This window comes from Burkholderia theae (assembly GCF_048565265.1).
GTDB lineage: Bacteria > Pseudomonadota > Gammaproteobacteria > Burkholderiales > Burkholderiaceae > Burkholderia > Burkholderia theae.
In genome coordinates, this window is sequence record NZ_CP183461.1 from 2,165,713 (window position 1) to 2,186,725 (window position 21,013).

Here is a 21,013-nt window from a genome sequence, read left to right on the forward strand (position 1 = left end):
TCAATGCAGCGTCGGCGGCGGGCCGTCCGACGCCGAATCGGCGAGCGGACGCACCGAACCCTCGACGACGCGCGCACCGAAGTCGCGCACGAGCTGCTGGACGAACGGATCGCCGTGAATCTCCTGCTCGGCCTCGCGCTGGCGTGCCGCGCGCGCGGCCGCGTCGAGTGCCGCCGCGGTGCGCCGTGCGGGCCCGACCTCGACGGCCACCTCGACCGGCTTGCCGAGCGCGTCGGCCAGCGCGGCCTTCAGCTTCGCTACCTGTGCGGCGTCCGCATACTGCGGCACCGGCACGGAAAGTTTCAGCGTCGTCGCATCGACGGCAGTCAGTTCGCTGTTGAACGCGAGCTGGTACGCGACGCCCTTGAGCGGCAGCCGTGCGGCCAGCGCCGGCCAGTCGCCGTCGAAGCCGACCGGATCGAGTGCGATCGCGGGCGGCAACGGCCGCGTGTCGACCGGTGCGGACGGACGGGCTTCCACCGGATTCGGCGTCACGCGCACATCGTCGGGACCGCTGTCGAACACCGGTACGAAGCCATCGTCGGGCGGGCCGCCGAACATCTCGTCGGCGCTGAGCGGCACGTAGTCGTCCGGCGGGATGTCTTCCCACGGCGGCGAGGCCTGGCGCGAATCCGCTGCCTGCGGCGCACGGGCGGCAGCGCGCGGCGTCGGCACCTGGACGGCAGGTCGCGGCGCGGCCGGTTTCTCGGCGGCCGGCTGGGCAGCCGGTTTGGGTGCAGCGCCTGCGCGCCCGCGGTCGGACGACACGCGCATCCCTGCATTGCGCAACACGTCGAGCGCGGCGGCAGCACCGCCTGCGCGCGCGGACGGACGCGCGGCCTGTTCGGGCGGCGCAGCGCGCTGCGCCGTTGCGGCAGGCGCAGCCGGTTCGTCGTTTCGCTGTGCAACGGCAACGGCAGCAGCGGCAGGCGGCTCGGATTCCTTGCGGGCGGGCGGCGGTGTATCGCTGGCCGGCGCCGCTTGCGGCACCGCATCCGCTTCCGGCTGCGGCGTTTCGATAACCTGCGCTTCAACCGCGGCCGGCGCGGACGCCTGGACGGCAGCCGGCTTCACGGCCGGCTGGCCTGCTGGATCGCCGGACAGCGCCGGCGCCGGTGCCGGTGCTGAACGCGCAGCCGGCGCAGCGGGTGCAGCCGGTGCGGCAGCCTGCGCGCGCACTGCTTCAGCGGGTGCGGCCGATACCGGCTTCGCCGCAGCGGCCGATGCGGCAGCGCGCGGGCCCGGCACGGCACGCGGCACGGACGGCTGGCCACCCGGTGCACTGCCGGCGGCAACGGCCGGCTCGAATGCGAGCATCCGCAACAGCGTCATCGTGAAACCGGCGTACTCGTCCGGCGCAAGACCGAGCTCCGCGCGTCCGACCGTCGCGATCTGATAGAACAGTTGAACCTGTTCGGGGCTCAGCGTCTCCGCGAAGCGGCGCAAGTCGGTCGCTTCCGGCCATTCGTCGAGCACCGAGCCCGGCGCGAACTGCGCCCAGGCGATCCGGTGCAGCAGGCTCGCGAGATCCTGCAGCGCGGTCGAGAACGACAGGCTGCGCAGCGACATCTCGTCGGCAATCGCGAGGATTTCCGGGCCGCTGCCGGCCGCCAGCGCGTCGAGCAGGCGCACCATGTAAGTCTGGTCGAGCGCGCCGAGCATGCCCGACACGGCCGACTCGGTCACCTCGTTCGCCGAATAGGCGATCGCCTGGTCGGTGAGGGACAGCGCATCGCGCATGCTGCCTTGCGCGGCGCGTGCGAGCAGTCGCAGCGCCTGCTGCTCGAAACTGATCTGCTCTTCGCCGAGGATCCGCTCGAGATGCGACACGATGTGCCCGGCCGGCATCTGCTTCAGGTTGAACTGCAGGCAGCGCGACAGCACGGTGACGGGAATTTTCTGCGGATCGGTCGTCGCGAGGATGAACTTGACGTGCGGCGGCGGCTCTTCGAGCGTCTTCAGCATCGCGTTGAACGCGTGATTCGTCAGCATGTGCACTTCGTCGATCATGTAGACCTTGAAGCGCGCATCGACGGGCGCGTACACCGCGCGCTCGAGCAGCGCGGCCATCTCGTCGACGCCGCGGTTGCTCGCGGCGTCCATTTCGACGTAATCGACGAAACGGCCCTCGTCGATCTCGCGACAGGCACGACACACGCCGCACGGCTGCGACGTGACGCCGGTTTCACAATTGAGTGCCTTCGCGAAGATCCGCGACAGCGTCGTCTTGCCGACACCGCGGGTTCCGGTAAACAGATAGGCGTGATGGAGACGCCCGCCGTCGAGCGCGTGCGTGAGCGCCCTGACAACGTGCTCCTGGCCGACGAGCGAAGCGAAATCCTTCGGACGCCACTTGCGTGCGAGAACTTGATAGGTCATCGGGAAATTGTATCAGTAACGTTGCGTCGCGCCGACACGCGAAACAGTGCGGAAGTCGGGCAAAGTGCAGGTAAAACGGAGTGTGGCGCAGAAATGAAAATCGCCCGGCGAACGGGGCGAGAAGGAAGGTGACGAGCCCGACCCTCGGCACTGGCGGAAAACGATTGTGGCTGCTTCGTTCCCGACCTGACCAGGTTCACCGCCCCACCATGCGAGGAGGCCCGTCACGGCATATTCTATCACCGCTTCCGGATGAATGCGACCGTTTGTTCGCATCAATGCGAAAGGCCAGGCAAAACCGGCGCGCGTCCGGCCATGCGAATCGCATGCGTGCCCGCCCCCCTTGTAATTCGCGAGCCGGCCTCCACCTGCAGGGCACAACGGTCGAACGTCGCGTCGTACCCCTACTCGCGTAGCGGCTACTATCGCCGCCCGCAGCAGATAGCAATTTAGGCTAATATGACGCCCGAACGACCCGCGAGCCGCGGCATGCAGCGCTTACGCCCCTCCCGTCCGGAGAGCGGAGCTACCTGCCACGGCGGCCGGCAGCCTACGGAGGCCGGTACGCCGCAACGCGCAAGCAGGCAGTCCCCGAACCGTAAGAGGTATTGACCCAATGAGCGAACAGATCAAACACATCAGCGACGCATCGTTCGAACAGGACGTCGTCAAGTCCGACAAGCCCGTGCTCGTCGATTTCTGGGCCGAATGGTGCGGCCCGTGCAAAATGATCGCCCCGATCCTCGACGAAGTCGCGAAGGACTACGGCGACAAGCTGCAGATCGCGAAGATCAACGTCGACGACAACCAGGCGACGCCCGCGAAGTTCGGCGTGCGCGGCATCCCGACGCTGATCCTGTTCAAGAACGGCGCGGCCGCCGCGCAGAAGGTCGGCGCGCTGTCGAAGTCGCAGCTCACCGCATTCCTGGACAGCCACCTGTAATACCGGCAGTTCCGCGGACGTGTTGTCAGCCGGCAACACGTCCGTCGTCAAGCCGCCGATCGGCCGCTCAAGCGCGAATCGGCCTATGCTAGAATTAAAAAACGTCTACAAGACGCATTTAAGTCTCTGAGCGCTTCCGCTCGCCCTCCTCCCTTTATTTCTTTCGTCGCTTCTCCTCCCTGGCGGGTTCTCCGTATGCATTTATCCGAGCTCAAGTCTCTGCACGTCTCCGAACTGATCGAAATGGCCAATGGCCTCGAGATCGAAAACGCGAACCGCCTGCGCAAGCAGGAGTTGATGTTCGCCATTCTCAAAAAGCGCGCCAAGACGGGAGAGACGATCTTCGGCGACGGTACGCTCGAAGTGCTGCCGGACGGCTTCGGCTTCCTCCGCTCGCCGGAAATGTCGTACCTCGCGAGCACCGACGACATCTATATCAGCCCGTCGCAGATCCGCCGCTTCAACCTGCACACCGGCGACACCATCGAAGGTGAAGTCCGCACGCCGAAGGACGGCGAGCGCTACTTCGCGCTGGTGAAGGTCGACAAAGTCAACGGGCAGCCGCCCGAGGCCTCGAAACACAAGATCATGTTCGAGAACCTCACGCCGCTGCACCCGAACAAGCCGCTGTCGCTTGAACGCGAAATGCGCGGCGAAGAGAACGTCACGGGCCGCATCATCGACATGATCGCGCCGATCGGCAAGGGCCAGCGCGGCCTGCTCGTCGCGTCGCCGAAGTCGGGCAAGACCGTGATGCTCCAGCACATCGCACACGCGATCAAGCAGAACCACCCGGACGTGATCCTGTTCGTGCTGCTGATCGACGAGCGTCCTGAAGAAGTGACCGAAATGCAGCGCTCGGTCGCCGGCGAAGTGATCGCATCGACGTTCGACGAACCGGCCACGCGCCACGTCCAGGTCGCCGAAATGGTGATCGAGAAGGCCAAGCGCCTCGTCGAAATGAAGCACGACGTCGTGATCCTGCTCGACTCGATCACGCGTCTCGCACGCGCTTACAACACCGTGATCCCGGCTTCGGGCAAGGTGCTGACGGGTGGTGTCGACGCGAATGCACTGCAGCGTCCGAAGCGCTTCTTCGGCGCGGCGCGCAACATCGAGGAAGGCGGTTCGCTGACGATCATCGGCACCGCGCTGATCGAAACCGGCAGCCGCATGGACGACGTGATCTACGAAGAGTTCAAGGGCACCGGCAACATGGAAGTGCACCTCGAGCGCCGTCTCGCGGAAAAGCGCGTGTATCCGTCGATCAACCTGAACAAGTCGGGCACGCGTCGCGAGGAAATGCTGATCAAGCCCGAGATCCTTCAGAAGATCTGGGTGCTGCGCAAGTTCATCCACGACATGGATGAAGTCGAGGCAATGGAATTCCTGCTCGACAAGATCCGCCAGACGAAGAGCAACTCCGAGTTCTTCGACCTGATGCGCCGCGGCGGCTGATCGCCCTCGCTCCGCAACGAACGGCCGCCTGCGCATCTTGCCGGCGGCCGTTTTTCGATCCCAACCTGAACGTGAACGTACAGGTTGATCTATAATCTCGCCATCACCCCGACCGAATCCCCCGCCTCCCGATGCCGAACGACGCCTCCACCCCGCTGCTGACCGTGAGCGACGCCGCGTCGCGGCTCGGCGTCACGCCGCGCACGCTGAAGTATTACGAAGAGCGCGGGCTCGTCACGCCGTCGCGCAGCGAAGGCCGCTACCGCCTCTACGACGAAGCCGACCTCGAGCGCTTCGCGCGCATCCTGCGGCTGCGCGCACTCGGCTTCTCGTTGCACGGCATCACCGAAATGCTGAAGCGACCGCTCGAGGAAACCGGCGACGGACGCCGCCGCTATTCGGACGCGTCGCTGCGCGACATCCGCACCGGCCTCGCGGAGCAGATCGGCACGCTCGACCGGCGGATCGCGGCCGTCCAGCGCGAACTGAAGGAAGCCGTCGCGCTGCGCAAGGAGCTTCAGCACGACATCGACTACGTCGAGCGGCGTCTTGCCGGCGAAAACCCCGATGCGCTGATCGCACAGCGACAGGCCGAAGCCGGAACGCGGCGCGCGCGCAAGGATCGCGAATGAGTGCGTTGCCCGGTCGTTCGCCGCTGTGGAGCCGCGCGAACCTGCGCGCGGACCTGTTCCCGTGGGCGCTCGCGCTCGTCACCGGCATCGACTACTTCGACAACGCGGTCTTCTCGTTCTTCGCGAGCTACATCGCGGGCGGCATCAACGCGTCGCCCGACGAACTCGTGTGGTCGTCGAGCGCGTACGCGGTCACGGCCGTGCTCGGCATCCTGCAGCAGCAATGGTGGGTCGACCGGCTCGGGCATCGTCGTTACGTCGCCGGCTGCATGCTGATGTTCTCGTTCGGCGCGATCGCGGCCGCGCTCGCCGATACGTCGCTCGAACTCGCGTTCGCGCGCGGTTTCCAGGGGTATTTCATCGGCCCGATGATGGGCGCATGCCGGATCCTGATCCAGATCAGTTTCAAGCCGCAGGAACGGCCGCCCGCGACGCGCGCGTTCCTGATCATGATCCTGCTCGGCAGCGCGCTCGCGCCGATCGTCGGCGGGCTGCTCGTCGCGCATTCGACGTGGCGCGCGCTGTTCGCGTGCACCGCGCCGGCCGGCATCGCGTTCGCGATCCTCGCGCTGCTCACGCTGCCCGATTCGGGCAGAACCCCCGACGACGAACGCGGCTCCGGACACTTCTGGCCGTATGTCGTGTTCGCGCTCGCGCAAGGTGCACTGCAGATCGTGCTGCAGCAGGTGCATTACCAGCTCTACAGCGGCTCGCCGATGCTGATCCTGCTGACGATCGCGGGGCTCGGCGCGCTCGCATGGTTCGCGTATCACCAATGGAATCACCCGACGCCGCTCGTGCGGCTGCATGCGTTCCGCGAGCGGACGTTCCAGGTCGGGCTGCTGCTCTACATGTTCTATTACTACGAGACAACGGGTTTCAGTTACCTGACATCGCGGTTTCTCGAAGGCGGGCTCGGTTATCCGGTCGAGAACGCCGGGCGGCTGGTGGGCACGATGTCGCTGATTTCGGCCACCGCGCTGTTCGCGTACCTGCGCTACGCGAAATTCGTCACGCACAAGAAGTGGTTCGTCGTGCCGGGGTTCGCGATCGCGGTCACGGCCGCGCTGTGGATGACGCGGATGACGCCGCAGGTCGGCGAAGCCGCGCTAATCGTCCCGCTGCTGCTGCGCGGCCTGCTGCTGCTCTTCATCGTGCTGCCGGTGGCCAACCTGACGTTCCGGATCTTCGCGATCGACGAATACACGCACGGCTACCGGCTGAAGAACATCGTGCGGCAACTGACGATCTCGTTCGCGACGTCGTCGGTGATCATCGTCGAGCAGCATCGCGTGGCCGTGCACCAGACGCGGCTGGTCGAGCGCGCGAACGTGTTCGACCCGCTGTTCCAGCAGACCGTCGACACGCTGACGCGCAGCTATGCGGCGGCCGGCCACGCGCTGAACGAGGCGCACGGCCTCGCGATTGCCGCCATCGCCCGCATGGTCGCGCAACAGGCATCGTTCCTGGCGTCGCTCGACGGCTTTTATTTCCTGGCGGGCGTGGCACTCGTCGGCGGCCTCTTCGCAGCATGGCAAAAAGAGATCGATTGAGTTAAAAGACAGAGTTTGGATTTCCGCGAGCCGCCTCCATGCTCTCGAAACTGACCCGCTGGTTCGACGACCGCCGCCGCGACCGCGCGCTGCGCAGCCACCCGATCTCGGACGCGCTGTGGCACGACACCGTCGAGCGCCTGCCGTTCCTCGCCACGCTACCGCCCGACGCGCTCGGCCGGCTGCGCGAGCTGACGAGCCTGTTCGTCGCGAAGAAATCGTTTTCGACCGCGCACGGTCTCGAATTGACCGACGCGATGATCGTCGCGATCGCGGCGCAGGCCTGCCTGCCGGTGCTGAATCTCGACCTGTCGCTGTACGACGGCTGGGTCGGCGTCGTCGTGTATCCGGGCGAATTCCTGATCCGCAAGACCGTGCAGGACGAAGACGGGGTGGTCCACGAAGTCGAACAGGATGCGAGCGGCGAGGCCTGGGAAGGCGGCCCCGTGATCCTGTCGTGGGAAGACGCGCAGATGACGGACGGCCAGGACGCGTACAACGTCGTGATCCACGAGTTCGCGCACAAGATCGACATGGTCAACGGCGCGGCCGACGGCTATCCGCCCCTTTTTCGCCGCTGGCATGCGCCGCATCTCGACGCGCAGGCGTGGGCCGACGTGTTCGAGCATGCGTACGACCAGTTCTGCGCGCGCGTCGACGCGGTGCCGGACCGCGCGTGGGCGCGCTTCGAGCGGGAATCGCTGATCGATCCGTATGCGGCCGACCACCCGTCGGAATTCTTCGCGGTGTGCAGCGAAGCGCTGTTCGTGCGACCGCGCGCGTTCGAGTCCGAATTTCCGGAGCTGTACCGGTTGCTCGCCCGCTACTACCGGCAGGATCCGGCCGGCACCGGCGCGCTCGACGCACCGTGAAAATTATTCGTCAACCATCTGATTTTCTGGCATAATCGCCGTTTTTCGACCTTAGGCAAGTGGCTCGCGCCGGGCTTGGCGTCGGCTGGTACGCGTAATTCACGCGATCCGGCACGGCAAGCGGCGGGTTGGCTACCGCTCTCACCAAGGAAAGACCATGAAAGAAGGCATCCACCCGAATTACCGCGAAGTCGTCTTCCAAGACATGTCGAACGGCTTCAAGTTCATCACGCGCTCGACGATCCAGACGCGCGAAAACATCGAACTCGACGGCAAGACCTACCCGCTCGCCAAGATCGAAGTGTCGTCGGAATCGCACTCGTTCTACACGGGTCAGCAAAAGATCATGGACACGGCAGGCCGTGTCGAGAAGTTCAAGAACAAGTTCGGCGTTCGCGCCAGCGGCAAGGCGAAGTAAGCTTCGCACCGCATCCGGTGGTTGCAACGCACCGGTATCGCACAAAAGGGCAGCCCAGGCTGCCCTTTTTTGTCTCTGCTCACCCGGAAATCGCCGGCCGGCGCCCGGGGCATCGACCTGACGCGCAACAGCCGGCGCGTCTACAATGCCGGATGCTCGAAACCGGCTCGGCCGCGCGCGATCGCGCCGGCCGCCCGCCCATAACAAATCGCTCATCTGCATGAAGCCTGTCGTCCGTCTCACCGCCTCCGCCACGCGTGCGCTGCCGCGCTGGCTGCTGCTCACCCTCTGCTTCGTCTACGCAGCGTTCGGCCTGTTCGGCCGCGACCCGTGGAAGAACGAGGACGCGGCGGGCTTCGGCGTGATGTGGACGATGGCCAAGGGCGGCTGGCACGACTGGCTGCTGCCGAACCTCGTCGGCAAGTTCATCACGACCGACGGGCCGCTCGGCTACTGGCTCGGCGCGCTGTCGATCCGCGGCCTCGGCCCGTGGGTTGATGCGAGCAACGCGTCGCGCGTCGATACGGGCGTGCTGTTCTGCGTCGCGTGCGCGTTCGTCTGGTACGCGGCCTACCTGCTCGGCCGGCGCGCCGAGGTCCAGCCATTCAAATACGCCTTCGGCGGCGAGCCCGAGCCGCGCGACTACGGCCGCACGCTGGCCGACGGCGCGCTGCTGGTCCTCGTCGCCTGCTTCGGCCTCGCGGAACGCGGGCACGAAACGACGCCGCAGGTCGCGCAGTTCGCGTGGATCGCGATGCTCGTCTACGGGATCGTGCGCGGCATCGACAAACCGATGCAGGGCGCGCTGTGGTGGGGCCTCGCGATCGGCCTCGTCGCGCTGTCCGGCAATCCCGTGCTGGTCGTCGCGCTGCTCGCCGGCACGGCCGCGCTGTGGCTCGTCACGCCCGAGATGCGCAACCTGCGGCTGCCGCTGGTCGGCGTGCCGCTCGCGGCCGCGATCTTCGCGCTGTGGCCGCTTGCCGCATTCGTTGCGGCGCCCGACGACGCCGCATGGTTCTTCAACCAGTGGATCCACGGCAGCCTGATGCGTTTCTCGGGCCCGCCGACCGCCGTGCTCGCTTACGCCGCGAAAAACCTGCCGCTGTTCACGTGGCCCGCGTGGCCGCTCGCGATCTGGGCGTGGTGGAGCTGGGCCGGCATGCGCCGCCGCGCGCACATCGCGATTCCGCTGTCGGTCGCCGTGCCGCTCGTCGCGCTCGTGATCCTGCAAAGCCAGCAGTCGAACCGCATGTACATGCTGCTGCTGCCGCCGCTCGCGGTACTCGCGACGTTTGCGCTGCCGACCCTCAAGCGCGGCGCGATCAACGCGTTCGACTGGTTCGCGGTGCTGAGCTTTACGATCCTCGGCACCTTCGTATGGCTCGTGTGGCTCGCGTCGCTCACGGGCTTCCCGCATCCACTCGCGCGCAACCTCGCGCGTCTCGTGCCCGGCTACGAGCCGCATTTCAAGATCCTGTCGTTCATCTGCGCGGTGATCGTCACGGTGTGCTGGTGCGTGCTCGTGCGCTGGCGCATCTCGCGGCAGCCGAAGGTGCTGTGGCGCAGCGTCGTCCTGTCGGGCGCGGGCACCACGCTGATGTGGGTGCTGCTGATGACGCTGTGGCTGCCGATCGTCAACTACGGCCGGACCTATCGCGACGTCGCACAGCAGATCGCGGTGCACCTGCCGTCCGACTACGAATGCATCTCGCCGGTGCGGCTCGGCGATGCGCAGATCGCGACCTTCGCGTATTTCGGCAACATGCATTTCGATTTCTCCGGCGACTGCGACGTGATCCTGCGCCAGGACCGCGCGGACTTCGGCGAGCCGAGCGCGATGTCGCAATACGTGTGGCGTCTCGTGTGGGAAGGCCGCCGCGTCGCCGACCGTGACGAACGCTTCCGCCTGTACGAACGCATCGAGCGGCCGAAGACGCCCGTCAAGCGGCGTCCGCCGCGCCGCCAGGCGGCCGATTGACGATGCTCGGCGACATCCGCCGAATCGTCGGTCTCGCGTGGCCGGTGCTGGTGGGCCAGCTCGCGATCATCGCGTTCGGCGTGATCGACACCGCGATGGTCGGCCGCTACTCAGCCACCGATCTGGCCGCGCTCGGGCTCGGTTCGTCGATCTACGTGTCGATCTATATCGGCCTGACGGGCATCCTGTCCGCGCTGCAGCCGATCACCGGGCAACTGTATGGCGCGCGGCGCTATGCCGAGATCGGCGAGGAAGTGCGCCAGGCGTTGTGGCTCTCGCTGCTGCTCGCGGTGCCCGGCTTCCTGCTGCTGCATTTTCCCGAACCGCTGCTGCACCTCGCGCACACGCCCGCCGCGCTGCACGACCGCACCGTCGACTACCTGCGCATCCTGTCGTACGGGCTGCCCGCCAGCCTCGTATTCCGCATCTACAACGCGCTGACCAACGCGGCCGGCAAGCCGCGCCTCGCGATGATCCTGCAGATCGGCGCGCTGCTGCTCAAGTTTCCGCTCAACGTGTGGTTCATCTTCGGCGGGTTCGGCGTGCCGGCGCTCGGCGGCCCGGGCTGCGGGCTCGCCAGTACGCTGATCAACTGGGCACTCGCGCTGATCGGCTACACGCTGCTCGCGAAACTCGACGTGTTCGCGCCGCTCGCGATCTTCTCGCGCTTCTGCTGGCCCGTCTGGGAACGCCAGAAGGCGATCCTGAAACTCGGCGTGCCGATGGGCCTGTCGTACCTGATCGAGGTCACGTCGTACACGTGCATGGCGCTGTTCATCGCGCAGTTCGGCACGACGACGCTTGCCGGCCACCAGATCGCCGGCAACATCGGCGCGGTGCTGTACATGACGCCGCTGTCGATCGGCGTGGCGGCCTCGACGCTGGTCGCGCGCGCGCTCGGCGCCGGACGTCCCGAAGAAGCACGGTTGCTCGGCCGGCACAGCGTGATGTTCGCGTGCGGCGTCGCCGCCACCTACGGCGTGCTCGTGTTCACGCTGCGCCCGCTGATCGTCAGCGGCTACACGCCGAACCCGGCCGTCGCCGCGGCCGCGATGCCGCTGGTCGCGATCGTCGCGTGCTACCACTGCTTCGATGCGCTGCAGGTCACGTCGGCCTTCGTGCTGCGCGCGTACAAGGTGGCGATCGTGCCGACCGTGATCTATGCGGTCGCGCTGTGGGGCGTCGGGCTCAGCGGCGGCTACGTGCTCGGCTTCGACGTGGGCGGCATCGCGCCCGCGTGGCTGACGGGCGCGCGCGGCTTCTGGTTCGCGAACACGATCAGCCTGATGCTCGCGGGCGCCGGGCTCGTGTTCTACCTGCGCCGCGTGAGTCGCGCGCACGTCGCGGCCGAGGCCTGACGCGGCACGACCTGCCGGCCGACATCACCGCGCAGCTCGGCGAATGCCCGATCGTCAGCGGATCGGGGGCAGAACGTTTCGATACGGTTCTCGACCTGCCAGGAACAAAACCACGCCCCGCGACACCGTAAAGAATGGTCAAAATCGCCGCCCGGCGCGGCTTTCGGTCTTTACAGCAACGCAAGCCTTCAGCAAGATTCGGTCAGCCTGTCTTAAAAAGGGCACGCATTTGTCCTATGCTTAACGGCGACACTTCGCCGGGTCTCGCCCCGCCGTCCGTTGCAACAGCCATTCATCCGTCAGAACCAGGGAGCCTTTGCCATGCTGAAAAAGCTGCTGATGCTGTTCGTCGCGCTATCGCTGTCGCTTGCCGCCGGCCTTGCCGCGGCCGTCGAAGTCAACACGGCCGACCAGGCCACGCTCGAATCCGTGAAGGGTCTCGGGCCGGTGAAGTCCAAGGCGATCATCGACGAACGCACCAAGAACGGCCCGTTCAAGGACGCCGACGATCTGGCGAACCGCGTGAAGGGCCTCGGCACGAAATCGGTCGGGCATCTCGAGGAAAATGGCCTGACGATCGGCGGCTCGGCGACGCCGCCGAAGGGCGTGAAGCTGTCGAAGCCGGCCGCGACGGCACCGGCCACCACGCCGGCGACGACGTCGGCAGGCACTGCGACGTCCACGACCACGACGGCCGCTACGACGGCCCCGGCTGCCAGCGCGCCGGACGCGGCAACGAAGCCGGCGAAGAGCAAGCGTATGTCGAAGAAGGACAAGGCGGCGGCTGCCGCGTCGGCGTCCGCGGAAGCGGGTGCGAGCGCACCGGCCGCGGCATCGTCCGCGAAGGCGGCGAAGGGTTCGAAGAAGAAGAGCAAGAAGGACAAGGCAGCCTCCGCCGCCGCGGCGTCGGGCGCCTGATGTGCGCCGCGCGCGCGACGGCGTGCGCGCGGTATTCGTTCAACGGGCGCCGTCGTCACGGCGCCCTTCTCAGTGAAGGTGAAGAACCATGGGTCTCCTCGACATCGTTGGCGGTCTGATCGGCGGCCAGGCAGGCGGCAACTCGCAAAGCGCGCTGATCACCACCGCGCTCGAATTCATCAACAACCAGCCGGGCGGCCTGAACGGCCTGATCGAGAAGTTCAAGGCAGGCGGCGCCGGCGACATCATCGGCTCGTGGGTCGGCAACGGCCAGAACCAGCCGATCTCGCCCGACGCGCTGCAGAACGTGCTCGGCTCCGACGCGATCGGCGCGCTGGCGAGCAAGTTCGGCGTCGACCCGTCGATGGCATCGACCGTCCTCGCGCAGGTGCTGCCGCACGTCGTGAACCACGCGACGCCGGACGGCGCGGTGCCGGCCGACGGCCAGGCGCAGGTCGACCCGTCGAACGTGCTCGGCTCGCTGTCGCAGCTCGCCGGCATGTTCGGCGGCAACAAGCAGGGCTAAAGGGCCAGGCGCGCCGCGCAGCGGCCGCTTCAGCCACCCCATAAGCAAACACCCCGCCGAGGCGGGGTGTTTGTTTTTGCGCGCCCGGCGCGAACCGGGCGGGCGGCCGATGGCAGGCGATCAGTGAACGACGCGGTCGAACACGAACTTGCCGTCGTTGACGTCGACCGGAATCACGTCCTTCGGACCGAAGCGACCCGCGAGGATGAGCTTCGCGACCGGGTTCTCGATCTCCTGCTGGATCGCGCGCTTCAGCGGCCGCGCACCGAACAGCGGATCGTAGCCGACCTTCGCGATCTGCTCGAGCGCCGCTTCCGACACGTCGAGCGCCATGTCGAGCTTCGCGAGCCGCTCGTGCAGGCGCGCCAGCTGGATCTTCGCGATCGACTCGATGTTGCTGCGGTCGAGCGCATGGAACACGACGACGTCGTCGATCCGGTTCAGGAACTCGGGGCGGAAATGCTGCTTCACCTCGAGCCACACGGCGTCCTTGATCTCGTCCTGCGGCGCACCCGTCATCGCCTGGATCACCTGCGAGCCGAGGTTCGACGTCATCACGATCACCGTGTTCTTGAAGTCGACCGTGCGCCCCTGCCCGTCCGTCATGCGGCCGTCGTCGAGTACCTGCAGCAGCACGTTGAACACGTCCGGATGCGCCTTCTCGATCTCGTCGAGCAGGATCACGCTGTACGGCTTGCGGCGCACGGCTTCCGTCAGGTAACCACCTTCCTCGTAGCCGACATAGCCCGGCGGCGCGCCGATCAGCCGCGCGACGCTGTGCTTCTCCATGAATTCGCTCATGTCGATGCGGATCAGATGCTCTTCCGAATCGAACAGGAACGACGCCAGCGCCTTGCACAGCTCGGTCTTGCCGACACCCGTCGGGCCGAGGAACAGGAACGAGCCGTACGGACGGTTCGGATCGGCGAGACCCGCGCGCGAACGGCGGATCGCATCGGCCACCGCGCCGATCGCCTCGTGCTGGCCGACCACGCGCTCGTGCAGCTTTTCCTCGATGTGCAGCAGCTTCTCGCGTTCGCCCTGCATCATCCGCGACACGGGGATCCCCGTCGAACGCGACACGACTTCCGCGATTTCCTCGGCGCCGACCTGCGTGCGCAGCAGGCGCGGACGCGTCGGGTTGTGCTGCTCCTTCTCTTCGGCCTGCGTGACCTGCTTCAGTTGCGCCTCGAGCTGCGGCAGCTTGCCGTACTGCAGTTCGGCGACCTTCTCGAGCTTGCCGTCACGCTGCAGCCGCGCGATGTCCGCACGCACCTTCTCGATCTCTTCCTTCAACTGCGCGCTGCCTTGCACCGCGGCCTTCTCGACGGTCCAGATCTCCTCGAGGTCCGCGTATTCGCGGCCGAGGCGGTCGATCTCTTCCTCGATCAGCTGCAGGCGCTTCTGCGACGCTTCGTCCGGCTCCTTCTTCACGGCTTCGCGCTCGATCTTCAGCTGGATCAGCCGGCGGTCGAGCTTGTCCATCTCTTCGGGCTTCGAATCGATTTCCATCTTGATCTTCGAAGCGGCTTCGTCGATCAGGTCGATCGCCTTGTCGGGCAGGAAACGGTCGGTGATGTAGCGATGCGACAGCTCGGCCGCGGCGACGATCGCCGGGTCGGTGATGTCGACGCCGTGGTGCAGTTCGTACTTCTCCTGCAGCCCGCGCAGGATCGCGATCGTCGCCTCGACGCTCGGCTCGTCGACCAGCACCTTCTGGAAGCGGCGCTCGAGCGCGGCATCCTTCTCGATGTACTTGCGGTATTCGTCGAGCGTGGTCGCGCCGATGCAGTGCAGCTCGCCGCGCGACAGCGCCGGCTTCAGCATGTTGCCCGCATCCATCGCGCCTTCGGCCTTGCCCGCGCCGACCATCGTGTGGATTTCGTCGATGAAGACGATCGTCTGGCCTTCGTCCTTCGCGATGTCGTTGAGCACGGCCTTCAGGCGCTCCTCGAATTCGCCGCGGTACTTCGCGCCCGCGAGCAGCGCGGCCATGTCGAGCGACAGCACGCGCTTGCCCTTCAGTGTCTCGGGCACTTCGCCGTTGACGATCCGTTGTGCAAGCCCTTCGACGATCGCGGTCTTGCCGACGCCCGGCTCGCCGATCAGCACCGGGTTGTTCTTCGTGCGGCGTTGCAGGATCTGGATCGAGCGGCGGATTTCGTCGTCGCGACCGATCACCGGATCGAGCTTGCCCGCACGGGCACGCTCGGTCAGGTCGACCGTGTATTTCTTGAGCGCCTCGCGCTGGCTTTCCGCGTCCTGGCTATGCACCTGCGAGCCGCCGCGCACCGCGGCGATCGCGGCTTCGAGCGACTTGCGCGTGAGGCCGTGCTGACGCGCGAGCTTGCCGGCTTCGCCCTTGTCGTCGGAGACGGCGAGCAGGAACATCTCGCTCGCGATGAACGTGTCGTTGAGCTTCTGCGCTTCCTTGTCGGCCTGGTTCAGCAGCCCGGCCAGCTCGCGGCCGATCTGGATGTCGCCGCCCGTGCCCGTCACTTGCGGCAGGCGCGAGATGGCTTCGTTCAGCGCGCCTTGCAGCGCCTGGATGTGAACACCCGCGCGCGACATCAGCGAGCGGGCGGAACCGTCCTGCTGCGCGACCAGCGCCGCCAGTACGTGAACGGGTTCGATGTATTGATTGTCGCGGCCTGCCGCGAGGCTTTGCGCGTCCGAGAGTGCTTCCTGGAACTTGGTGGTGAGCTTGTCGATTCTCATTTAGTCGAGACCTCCAATTTTCGATTAACACCAAGATGAGGATGGTTATGCGGCTTTCAAGCGAAATTCGGGTTGATTCAGCGCAAAAATTGCTGGATATCCGTGAAGCGGCCCGGGAGCAGGTCGCGACCGGATCGCGGGACGCGGTGCCCGCGCGTCAGCCGGCCGTCGACGGCGGCTCGACGGCTGCAGCCGCTTCGTCCGGTGACGGCTCGGCACGCACGAGCGCGAACGGACGGATGCCGAGCAACGCCACGAGCGGCGACGCATCTTCGACCAGCTCGCCGAGCGTGTGACGGTCGAGTTCGGCGAAGAACGCATCGCGTGCGGCCGCCAGCACGCCCTTCAGGCGGCACTGCGGCTCGATCACGCAGCCGCGCGACTCGCCGTCGTCGGTCGAAAAGCAGCCGACCAGCGCGAAGTCGCTCTCGGTCGCGCGCACGACCTGGCCGACCGTCAGCCGCAGCGATTCCGGGAAGAGGCGCAGCCCGCCATTGCGGCCGCGAACCGTGTCGACCCATCCCAATTCGCCGAGCTGCTGCACGACTTTCATCAGATGGTTCTTCGAGATGCCGTAGGCATCCGAGATCTCCTGGATTGTCGCGAGCCCCTCGCCGCGCACGGCAAGGTACAGCATCACGCGCAGCGAATAGTCGGTGTAGTCGGTGAGTCTCATGGGCGAATACGGAAAAGATCGATCATGCCCCGGTCACGTGAACCGGGCCGATCGGGATGCGCGGGGCCGACCGACGGCCCTGTTTCGCAGCCCGGGTTGCCGGGATGGCGCGCGCACATATAAGATGCGTGACATCTGCACGTTTTTCAGGGGGTGTTGGACGCTATTTTGCGTCAAAATCCGGCCGGCGTCCTGTCCGTTGCCTGCGCCGCCGCGTTGACGTTGCCCAGCTCTCCCGGCCCTTTTTGCCATGACCGCCATCCCCGCCTCGCCCGATACCGCCCCGGCCCGCCCTCGCGATGCCGAGCCGACCGAAGACAACATCCGCGCGCTCGTCTACGCGTTCTACGACCGCGTGCGCGCCGATCCGCTGCTCGGGCCCGTGTTCGACGCGAAGCTGGCCGGCCGCTGGGACGACCATTTGCCGAAGATGGTCACGTTCTGGTCGGGCCTCGTGCTCGGCACCAAGGGCTATCGCGGCAACGTGCAGCAGGCGCACCAGCCGCTCGACGGGATCGAACCGGCCCATTTCAGCCGCTGGCTGTCGCTGTTCCTGAAGACCGTCGAGACGCGCTACGCACCGCCCGCGGCGATCCGCTTCATGGAACCCGCGCTGCGGATCGCGCAGAGCCTGCAATTGAGCCGGTTCGGCTGGGATTATCGGATTCCGCCCGAGCAGCAGGCCCTGCTCGACGCGATCGCGCCGCGCCGCCGCGACACGGGCGACGACCCGCATGCGTTGCCGTCGCGCGCCCGCGGCGAGCCGTTTCCGACGAAGATCATCGGGCGCAGCGCCGATCCGGACGCGTAACGCGCGTCGCGCACCGATTGCGCACCTGCGGCACATGGCCGCAGCGCGCGGACGCGCGTTCAGCGCGGCGTGTTGCCCGATTCGACGCCCCAGCGCGCGAGCGCGGCATCGTCGGTCGTACGGGCATCGACCCAGCGCTCGCCGTCCGGCGTCGTTTCCTTCTTCCAGAACGGCGCCTCGGTCTTCAGGTAGTCCATCACGAACTCGCACGACGCGAACGCATCGCCGCGGTGCGCGGCGACCGTCGCGACCATCACGATCTGGTCGAGCGGGAGGAGCTTGCCGACGCGATGCACGATCGCGACGTCAATACCCGGCCAGCGCCGGCCGGCCTCGGCCGCGATCTTCTCGAGCGCCTTCTCGGTCATGCCCGGATAGTGTTCGAGCTCCATCGCGGCGACCGAATCGCCTTCGTTCAGGTCGCGCACCGTGCCGACGAAGCACGCGACCGCGCCGATCTTCGGGTTGCGCGCGCGCAACGCCGTCACTTCGGCGTTCAGATCGAAGTCGTCGGCCTGGATGCGTATCGTTGCCATCGCGTGCTCGTCAACCGCCCGTCACCGGCGGAAAGAACGCGACTTCGCAGCCCTCGGTGAGGCGCGTGTCGGGATCGGTCATCTCGTGGTTGCAGGCCATGCGCAACGCGCGACCTTCGGCGAGCGTCTCGGCCCACGCACCGCCGCGCACGCGCAGCCACGCGCGCACGTCGCCGACGGTCGTCACGCCGTCCGGCACGTCGGCCTGCTCGTCGGCCACGCCCAGTGCCTCTCGTACGCTTGCGAAAAATTTCAGTTGAATCTTCATGAGTCGGGAAGCCGTCGCGTTACGACAGCAGTTCGGAAAACGGAATGAAACGCACGGTCTCGCCTGCGCTGATCGCGTGCTGCGGCGGATTGTCGATCAGGCCGTCGCCCCAGACCGTCGACGTCAGCACCGCCGAACTCTGGTTCGGGAACAGGTCGAGGCCGCCGGCCGCATTGACGCGCGCGCGCAGGAATTCGTTGCGCCGGTCGCCCTTGCCTTGCGAAAAGTCGGCACGCAGCGACAGCGCGCGCGGCGCGACGTCGCGCACGCCGGACAGGCGCAAGAGGAACGGCCGCACGAACAGCAGGAACGTGACGAAGCTCGATACGGGGTTGCCCGGCAGCCCGATGAAATGGGCGGCGGGGCGATCGTCGCCGCGGCGTACCGCGCCGAAGGCGAGCGGCTTGCCGGGTTTCATCGCGATCTGCCACAGCGCGAGCCGCCCTTCGGCCTCGACGGCCGGCTTCACGTGATCCTCGTCGCCGACCGAGACGCCGCCGCTCGTCAGGATCACGTCGTGATCGCGCGCGGCCTCGCGCAGCGTGTCGCGCGTCGTGGCGAGCGAATCGGGCACGATCCCGTAGTCGGTCACGTGGCAGCCGAGCCGCTCCAGCAGCCCGCGCAGCGTGAAGCGGTTCGAGTTGTAGATCGCGCCGGGCTTCAGCGGCTCGCCCGGCATCGTCAGTTCGTCGCCGGTGAAGAACACCGCGACGCGAAGCCGCCGCGCGACCGGCAGCTGCGCGCAGCCGACCGACGCGGCAAGACCGAGCGCCTGCGGCGTGAGCCGCGTGCCGGCCGGCAGGATCACCGAGCCCTGCCGGATATCCGCGCCCTGCGCGGTGATCCATTCACCGGCCTTCGGCGTGTGCAGGATCTCGACCGCGTCGCCTTCGGCCGATGCCTGCTCCTGCATCACGACCGCGTCGGCGCCGGGCGGCACCGTCGCGCCGGTGAAGATCCGCGCGGCCGTGCCGGCCGCGAGCGGCACGGCCGGGTGGCCGGCCGGAATGCGCTGCGACACCGGCAGGCGCCGCGCGCCGTGCAGCAGGTCGGCGACGCGCACCGCATAACCGTCCATCGCGCTCGTATGCATCGGCGGCACGTCGAGCGGCGAACTCACGTCGGCCGCCAGCACGCGGCCAAGCGCGTCGAGCGTGGCAACGGTTTCGGTACCGGGCAGCGGCTTCGCGGCTTCGAGCAGCGCGGCGAGCGCCTCGGCGGTCGACAGCATCGGCGCGCGCGGCGCCGCGGGATTCGGGTTCGACATCGATGGAAGCGGGGATCGTTGGATTCAATACGTCATTGTAGCGACGCCGTCGCGCGGGCGCGCGATATGGCGGACATGCGGAAACTGTGATCGGCGCGAACGCGGGGTACTGGCACTTGTTTCGCGCGAGGTGCGGCGGGTGTCGAACACATGCGCCACCAAATGAAACGGCCGGAACCCCGATCCGTTCGACGAATCGGCATTCCGGCCGTCGTGCGCAGCCGGGCCCGAGGCCCGGCCGTGCGTCACTCGCCCGTATGCGCGGCGATGAAGTCCTTCACCTGCTGCGCGTCGGCCTTCACGACCTCGAAGCGCTGCGGCAGCGCCTCGAGCCCGTCGAATGCAGCCGGACGCTCGGGTTCGCGATCGAGCGCTTCGCGGATCGTCTCGCCGAACTTGATCGGCTGGGCCGTCTCGAGCACGACCATCGGCACGCCCGCGTCGAGATGCTCGCGCGCGACCTTCACGCCGTCGGCCGTATGCGTATCGATCGTGGTGTTGTAGCGCGAGAACACGTCGCGGATCGTCGCGATGCGGTCCGTGTGGCTGCTGCGGCCCGACACGAAGCCGAACTCGGCGACGCGCGCGAAATCGCCGCTCGCGACGAGATCGAAACCGCCCTTCTCCTCGACGTCGCGGAACAGTTGCATCACGCGCGCCGGATCGCGGCCGAGCAGGTCGAACACGAAGCGCTCGAAGTTCGATGCCTTCGAGATGTCCATGCTCGGGCTGCTCGTGTGATACGTGTTCTCGGCGCTGCGCACGCGATACGCGCCCGTGCGGAAGAACTCGTCGAGCACGTCGTTCTCGTTGGTCGCGACCACGAGCTTCGCGATCGGCAGCCCCATCATCCGCGCGATGTGGCCCGCGCAGACGTTGCCGAAGTTGCCCGACGGCACCGTGAACGACACGCGCTCGTCGTTGGACTGCGTCGCCGCGAAGTAGCCCTTGAAGTAGTACACGACCTGCGCGACGACGCGCGCCCAGTTGATCGAGTTGACCGTGCCGATCTTCTGCTGCGCCTTGAACGCGTGATCGTTCGATACGGCCTTCACGATGTCCTGGCAGTCGTCGAACACGCCTTCGACCGCGAGGTTGAAGATGTTCGGATCCTGCAGGCTGAACATCTGCGCCGTCTGGAACGCGCTCATCTTCTTGTGCGGCGACAGCATGAACACGCGCACGCCGACCTTGCCGCGCATCGCGTATTCGGCCGCGCTGCCCGTGTCGCCCGACGTCGCGCCGAGGATGTTCAGCGCCTTGCCCTGCTTCGCGAGCGTGTACTCGAACAGGTTGCCGAGCAGCTGCATCGCCATGTCCTTGAACGCGAGCGTCGGGCCGTTCGACAGTTCGAGCAGCGACAGCGCCGCACCGTTCTCGGTGCCGAGCGTCTTCAGCGGCGTGATGTCGGACGCGTTCTCGCCGTGGCGCGTGTTGCTGTACACGTCGGCCGTGTACGTGCGGCGCGTGAGCGCGCGCAGGTCGTCGGCCGGAATGTCGTCGCTGAATTTCGACAGGATCTCGAACGCGAGATCCGCATACGGCAGCGTGCGCCAGCGCGCGAGCTCGTCGGCGGACACCTTCGGGTACTCGGCCGGCAGGTAGAGCCCGCCGTCCTTCGCCAGACCGCCGAGCAGGATGTCGGAGAACGTGTGGCGCTCGCCGATGCCGGCGCCGCGCGTGGAGATGTAGTTCATGTCGT

Annotated in this window: 18 protein-coding genes and 1 other RNA gene; 11 read left to right on the forward strand and 8 right to left on the reverse strand. The window is 66.9% G+C overall.

Going from position 1 to position 21,013, the window contains the following annotated elements; genetic code table 11:
• Together ACN22W_RS10225 and ffs are read right to left on the reverse strand one after the other, a co-directional pair.
• Positions 1 to 2,379, reverse strand: coding sequence for a DNA polymerase III subunit gamma/tau (locus ACN22W_RS10225; RefSeq protein ID WP_419683995.1), 2,379 nt, complete (start codon positions 2,377 to 2,379; stop codon positions 1 to 3).
• Positions 2,380 to 2,506: 127 nt separating this feature from the next.
• Positions 2,507 to 2,605: signal recognition particle sRNA small type (gene ffs, locus ACN22W_RS10230), an RNA gene on the reverse strand.
• Between the two features lie 390 nt (positions 2,606 to 2,995).
• Here ffs and trxA point away from each other — a divergent pair.
• The 10 genes from trxA to ACN22W_RS10280 all read left to right on the forward strand — a co-directional run bounded on the left by trxA (position 2,996) and on the right by ACN22W_RS10280 (position 13,035).
• The gene (gene trxA / locus ACN22W_RS10235; protein ID WP_006402348.1) at positions 2,996 to 3,322 is read left to right on the forward strand and encodes a thioredoxin TrxA; all 327 of its coding nucleotides are present in this window, start codon (positions 2,996 to 2,998) and stop codon (positions 3,320 to 3,322) included.
• Between the two features lie 195 nt (positions 3,323 to 3,517).
• Positions 3,518 to 4,780, forward strand: coding sequence for a transcription termination factor Rho (gene rho, locus ACN22W_RS10240; protein ID WP_006478662.1), 1,263 nt, complete (start codon positions 3,518 to 3,520; stop codon positions 4,778 to 4,780).
• Between the two features lie 131 nt (positions 4,781 to 4,911).
• Complete coding sequence (locus ACN22W_RS10245) at positions 4,912 to 5,412, forward strand: MerR family transcriptional regulator (RefSeq protein ID WP_129512287.1); 501 nt, start codon at positions 4,912 to 4,914, stop codon at positions 5,410 to 5,412.
• Positions 5,409 to 6,965: an MFS transporter gene (locus ACN22W_RS10250; protein ID WP_419684016.1), complete on the forward strand. Its 1,557-nt coding sequence runs from the start codon at positions 5,409 to 5,411 to the stop codon at positions 6,963 to 6,965. Before ACN22W_RS10245 ends, ACN22W_RS10250 begins: the two co-directional genes overlap by 4 nt.
• A gap of 38 nt (positions 6,966 to 7,003) precedes the next feature.
• Positions 7,004 to 7,837 carry a M90 family metallopeptidase gene (locus ACN22W_RS10255; protein ID WP_343492252.1) on the forward strand — a complete coding sequence of 278 codons (834 nt, stop codon included), beginning with the start codon at positions 7,004 to 7,006 and terminating at the stop codon, positions 7,835 to 7,837.
• A gap of 157 nt (positions 7,838 to 7,994) precedes the next feature.
• Positions 7,995 to 8,255 carry a type B 50S ribosomal protein L31 gene (locus ACN22W_RS10260; protein ID WP_006753671.1) on the forward strand — a complete coding sequence of 87 codons (261 nt, stop codon included), beginning with the start codon at positions 7,995 to 7,997 and terminating at the stop codon, positions 8,253 to 8,255.
• Between the two features lie 145 nt (positions 8,256 to 8,400).
• The gene (locus tag ACN22W_RS10265; RefSeq protein ID WP_155420241.1) at positions 8,401 to 10,233 is read left to right on the forward strand and encodes an ArnT family glycosyltransferase; all 1,833 of its coding nucleotides are present in this window, start codon (positions 8,401 to 8,403) and stop codon (positions 10,231 to 10,233) included.
• Between the two features lie 2 nt (positions 10,234 to 10,235).
• A complete protein-coding gene (locus ACN22W_RS10270; RefSeq protein WP_419684019.1) occupies positions 10,236 to 11,591 on the forward strand; it encodes an MATE family efflux transporter in 1,356 nt (451 codons plus the stop codon).
• Positions 11,592 to 11,912: 321 nt separating this feature from the next.
• Positions 11,913 to 12,509, forward strand: a complete 597-nt coding sequence (locus ACN22W_RS10275; protein WP_419684021.1) for a ComEA family DNA-binding protein — start codon at positions 11,913 to 11,915, stop codon at positions 12,507 to 12,509.
• Between the two features lie 88 nt (positions 12,510 to 12,597).
• On the forward strand, positions 12,598 to 13,035 hold the full coding sequence (locus tag ACN22W_RS10280) for a YidB family protein (RefSeq protein WP_048246875.1): 438 nt from the start codon (positions 12,598 to 12,600) through the stop codon (positions 13,033 to 13,035).
• A 120-nt stretch (positions 13,036 to 13,155) separates the two neighbouring features.
• Here the strand turns inward: ACN22W_RS10280 and clpB are convergent, their stop codons facing one another.
• Positions 13,156 to 15,753, reverse strand: a complete 2,598-nt coding sequence (clpB, locus tag ACN22W_RS10285; RefSeq protein ID WP_343492247.1) for an ATP-dependent chaperone ClpB — start codon at positions 15,751 to 15,753, stop codon at positions 13,156 to 13,158.
• 157 nt (positions 15,754 to 15,910) lie between these two features.
• Positions 15,911 to 16,429: an Rrf2 family transcriptional regulator gene (locus ACN22W_RS10290; protein ID WP_419684024.1), complete on the reverse strand. Its 519-nt coding sequence runs from the start codon at positions 16,427 to 16,429 to the stop codon at positions 15,911 to 15,913.
• 250 nt (positions 16,430 to 16,679) lie between these two features.
• Between ACN22W_RS10290 and ACN22W_RS10295 the strand changes: the two genes are divergently transcribed.
• Complete coding sequence (locus tag ACN22W_RS10295) at positions 16,680 to 17,240, forward strand: group III truncated hemoglobin (protein ID WP_419684026.1); 561 nt, start codon at positions 16,680 to 16,682, stop codon at positions 17,238 to 17,240.
• 59 nt (positions 17,241 to 17,299) lie between these two features.
• Here the strand turns inward: ACN22W_RS10295 and moaE are convergent, their stop codons facing one another.
• The 4 genes from moaE to thrC all read right to left on the reverse strand — a co-directional run bounded on the left by moaE (position 17,300) and on the right by thrC (position 21,008).
• A complete protein-coding gene (gene moaE, locus ACN22W_RS10300; protein WP_048246867.1) occupies positions 17,300 to 17,776 on the reverse strand; it encodes a molybdopterin synthase catalytic subunit MoaE in 477 nt (158 codons plus the stop codon).
• Positions 17,777 to 17,786: 10 nt separating this feature from the next.
• Positions 17,787 to 18,044: a molybdopterin converting factor subunit 1 gene (gene moaD / locus ACN22W_RS10305; RefSeq protein ID WP_031403202.1), complete on the reverse strand. Its 258-nt coding sequence runs from the start codon at positions 18,042 to 18,044 to the stop codon at positions 17,787 to 17,789.
• 19 nt (positions 18,045 to 18,063) lie between these two features.
• Positions 18,064 to 19,311, reverse strand: a complete 1,248-nt coding sequence (glp, locus tag ACN22W_RS10310; RefSeq protein WP_129512297.1) for a gephyrin-like molybdotransferase Glp — start codon at positions 19,309 to 19,311, stop codon at positions 18,064 to 18,066.
• Between the two features lie 245 nt (positions 19,312 to 19,556).
• A complete protein-coding gene (gene thrC, locus ACN22W_RS10315; RefSeq protein ID WP_129512298.1) occupies positions 19,557 to 21,008 on the reverse strand; it encodes a threonine synthase in 1,452 nt (483 codons plus the stop codon).
• Positions 21,009 to 21,013: the final 5 nt, after the last annotated feature.

Coding starts and splice junctions, on each gene's coding strand:
- clpB (WP_343492247.1), bottom strand. CDS start 15,753: ATGAGAATCGACAAGCTCACCACCAAGTTCCAGGAAGCACTCTCGGAC.
- moaE (WP_048246867.1), bottom strand. CDS start 17,776: ATGGCAACGATACGCATCCAGGCCGACGACTTCGATCTGAACGCCGAA.
- ACN22W_RS10245 (WP_129512287.1), top strand. CDS start 4,912: ATGCCGAACGACGCCTCCACCCCGCTGCTGACCGTGAGCGACGCCGCG.
- ACN22W_RS10270 (WP_419684019.1), top strand. CDS start 10,236: ATGCTCGGCGACATCCGCCGAATCGTCGGTCTCGCGTGGCCGGTGCTG.
- thrC (WP_129512298.1), bottom strand. CDS start 21,008: ATGAACTACATCTCCACGCGCGGCGCCGGCATCGGCGAGCGCCACACG.
- ACN22W_RS10255 (WP_343492252.1), top strand. CDS start 7,004: ATGCTCTCGAAACTGACCCGCTGGTTCGACGACCGCCGCCGCGACCGC.
- ACN22W_RS10260 (WP_006753671.1), top strand. CDS start 7,995: ATGAAAGAAGGCATCCACCCGAATTACCGCGAAGTCGTCTTCCAAGAC.
- ACN22W_RS10265 (WP_155420241.1), top strand. CDS start 8,401: ATGCCGGATGCTCGAAACCGGCTCGGCCGCGCGCGATCGCGCCGGCCG.
- ACN22W_RS10280 (WP_048246875.1), top strand. CDS start 12,598: ATGGGTCTCCTCGACATCGTTGGCGGTCTGATCGGCGGCCAGGCAGGC.
- ACN22W_RS10225 (WP_419683995.1), bottom strand. CDS start 2,379: ATGACCTATCAAGTTCTCGCACGCAAGTGGCGTCCGAAGGATTTCGCT.
- rho (WP_006478662.1), top strand. CDS start 3,518: ATGCATTTATCCGAGCTCAAGTCTCTGCACGTCTCCGAACTGATCGAA.
- ACN22W_RS10275 (WP_419684021.1), top strand. CDS start 11,913: ATGCTGAAAAAGCTGCTGATGCTGTTCGTCGCGCTATCGCTGTCGCTT.
- moaD (WP_031403202.1), bottom strand. CDS start 18,044: ATGAAGATTCAACTGAAATTTTTCGCAAGCGTACGAGAGGCACTGGGC.
- ACN22W_RS10250 (WP_419684016.1), top strand. CDS start 5,409: ATGAGTGCGTTGCCCGGTCGTTCGCCGCTGTGGAGCCGCGCGAACCTG.
- ACN22W_RS10290 (WP_419684024.1), bottom strand. CDS start 16,429: ATGAGACTCACCGACTACACCGACTATTCGCTGCGCGTGATGCTGTAC.
- ACN22W_RS10295 (WP_419684026.1), top strand. CDS start 16,680: ATGACCGCCATCCCCGCCTCGCCCGATACCGCCCCGGCCCGCCCTCGC.
- glp (WP_129512297.1), bottom strand. CDS start 19,311: ATGTCGAACCCGAATCCCGCGGCGCCGCGCGCGCCGATGCTGTCGACC.
- trxA (WP_006402348.1), top strand. CDS start 2,996: ATGAGCGAACAGATCAAACACATCAGCGACGCATCGTTCGAACAGGAC.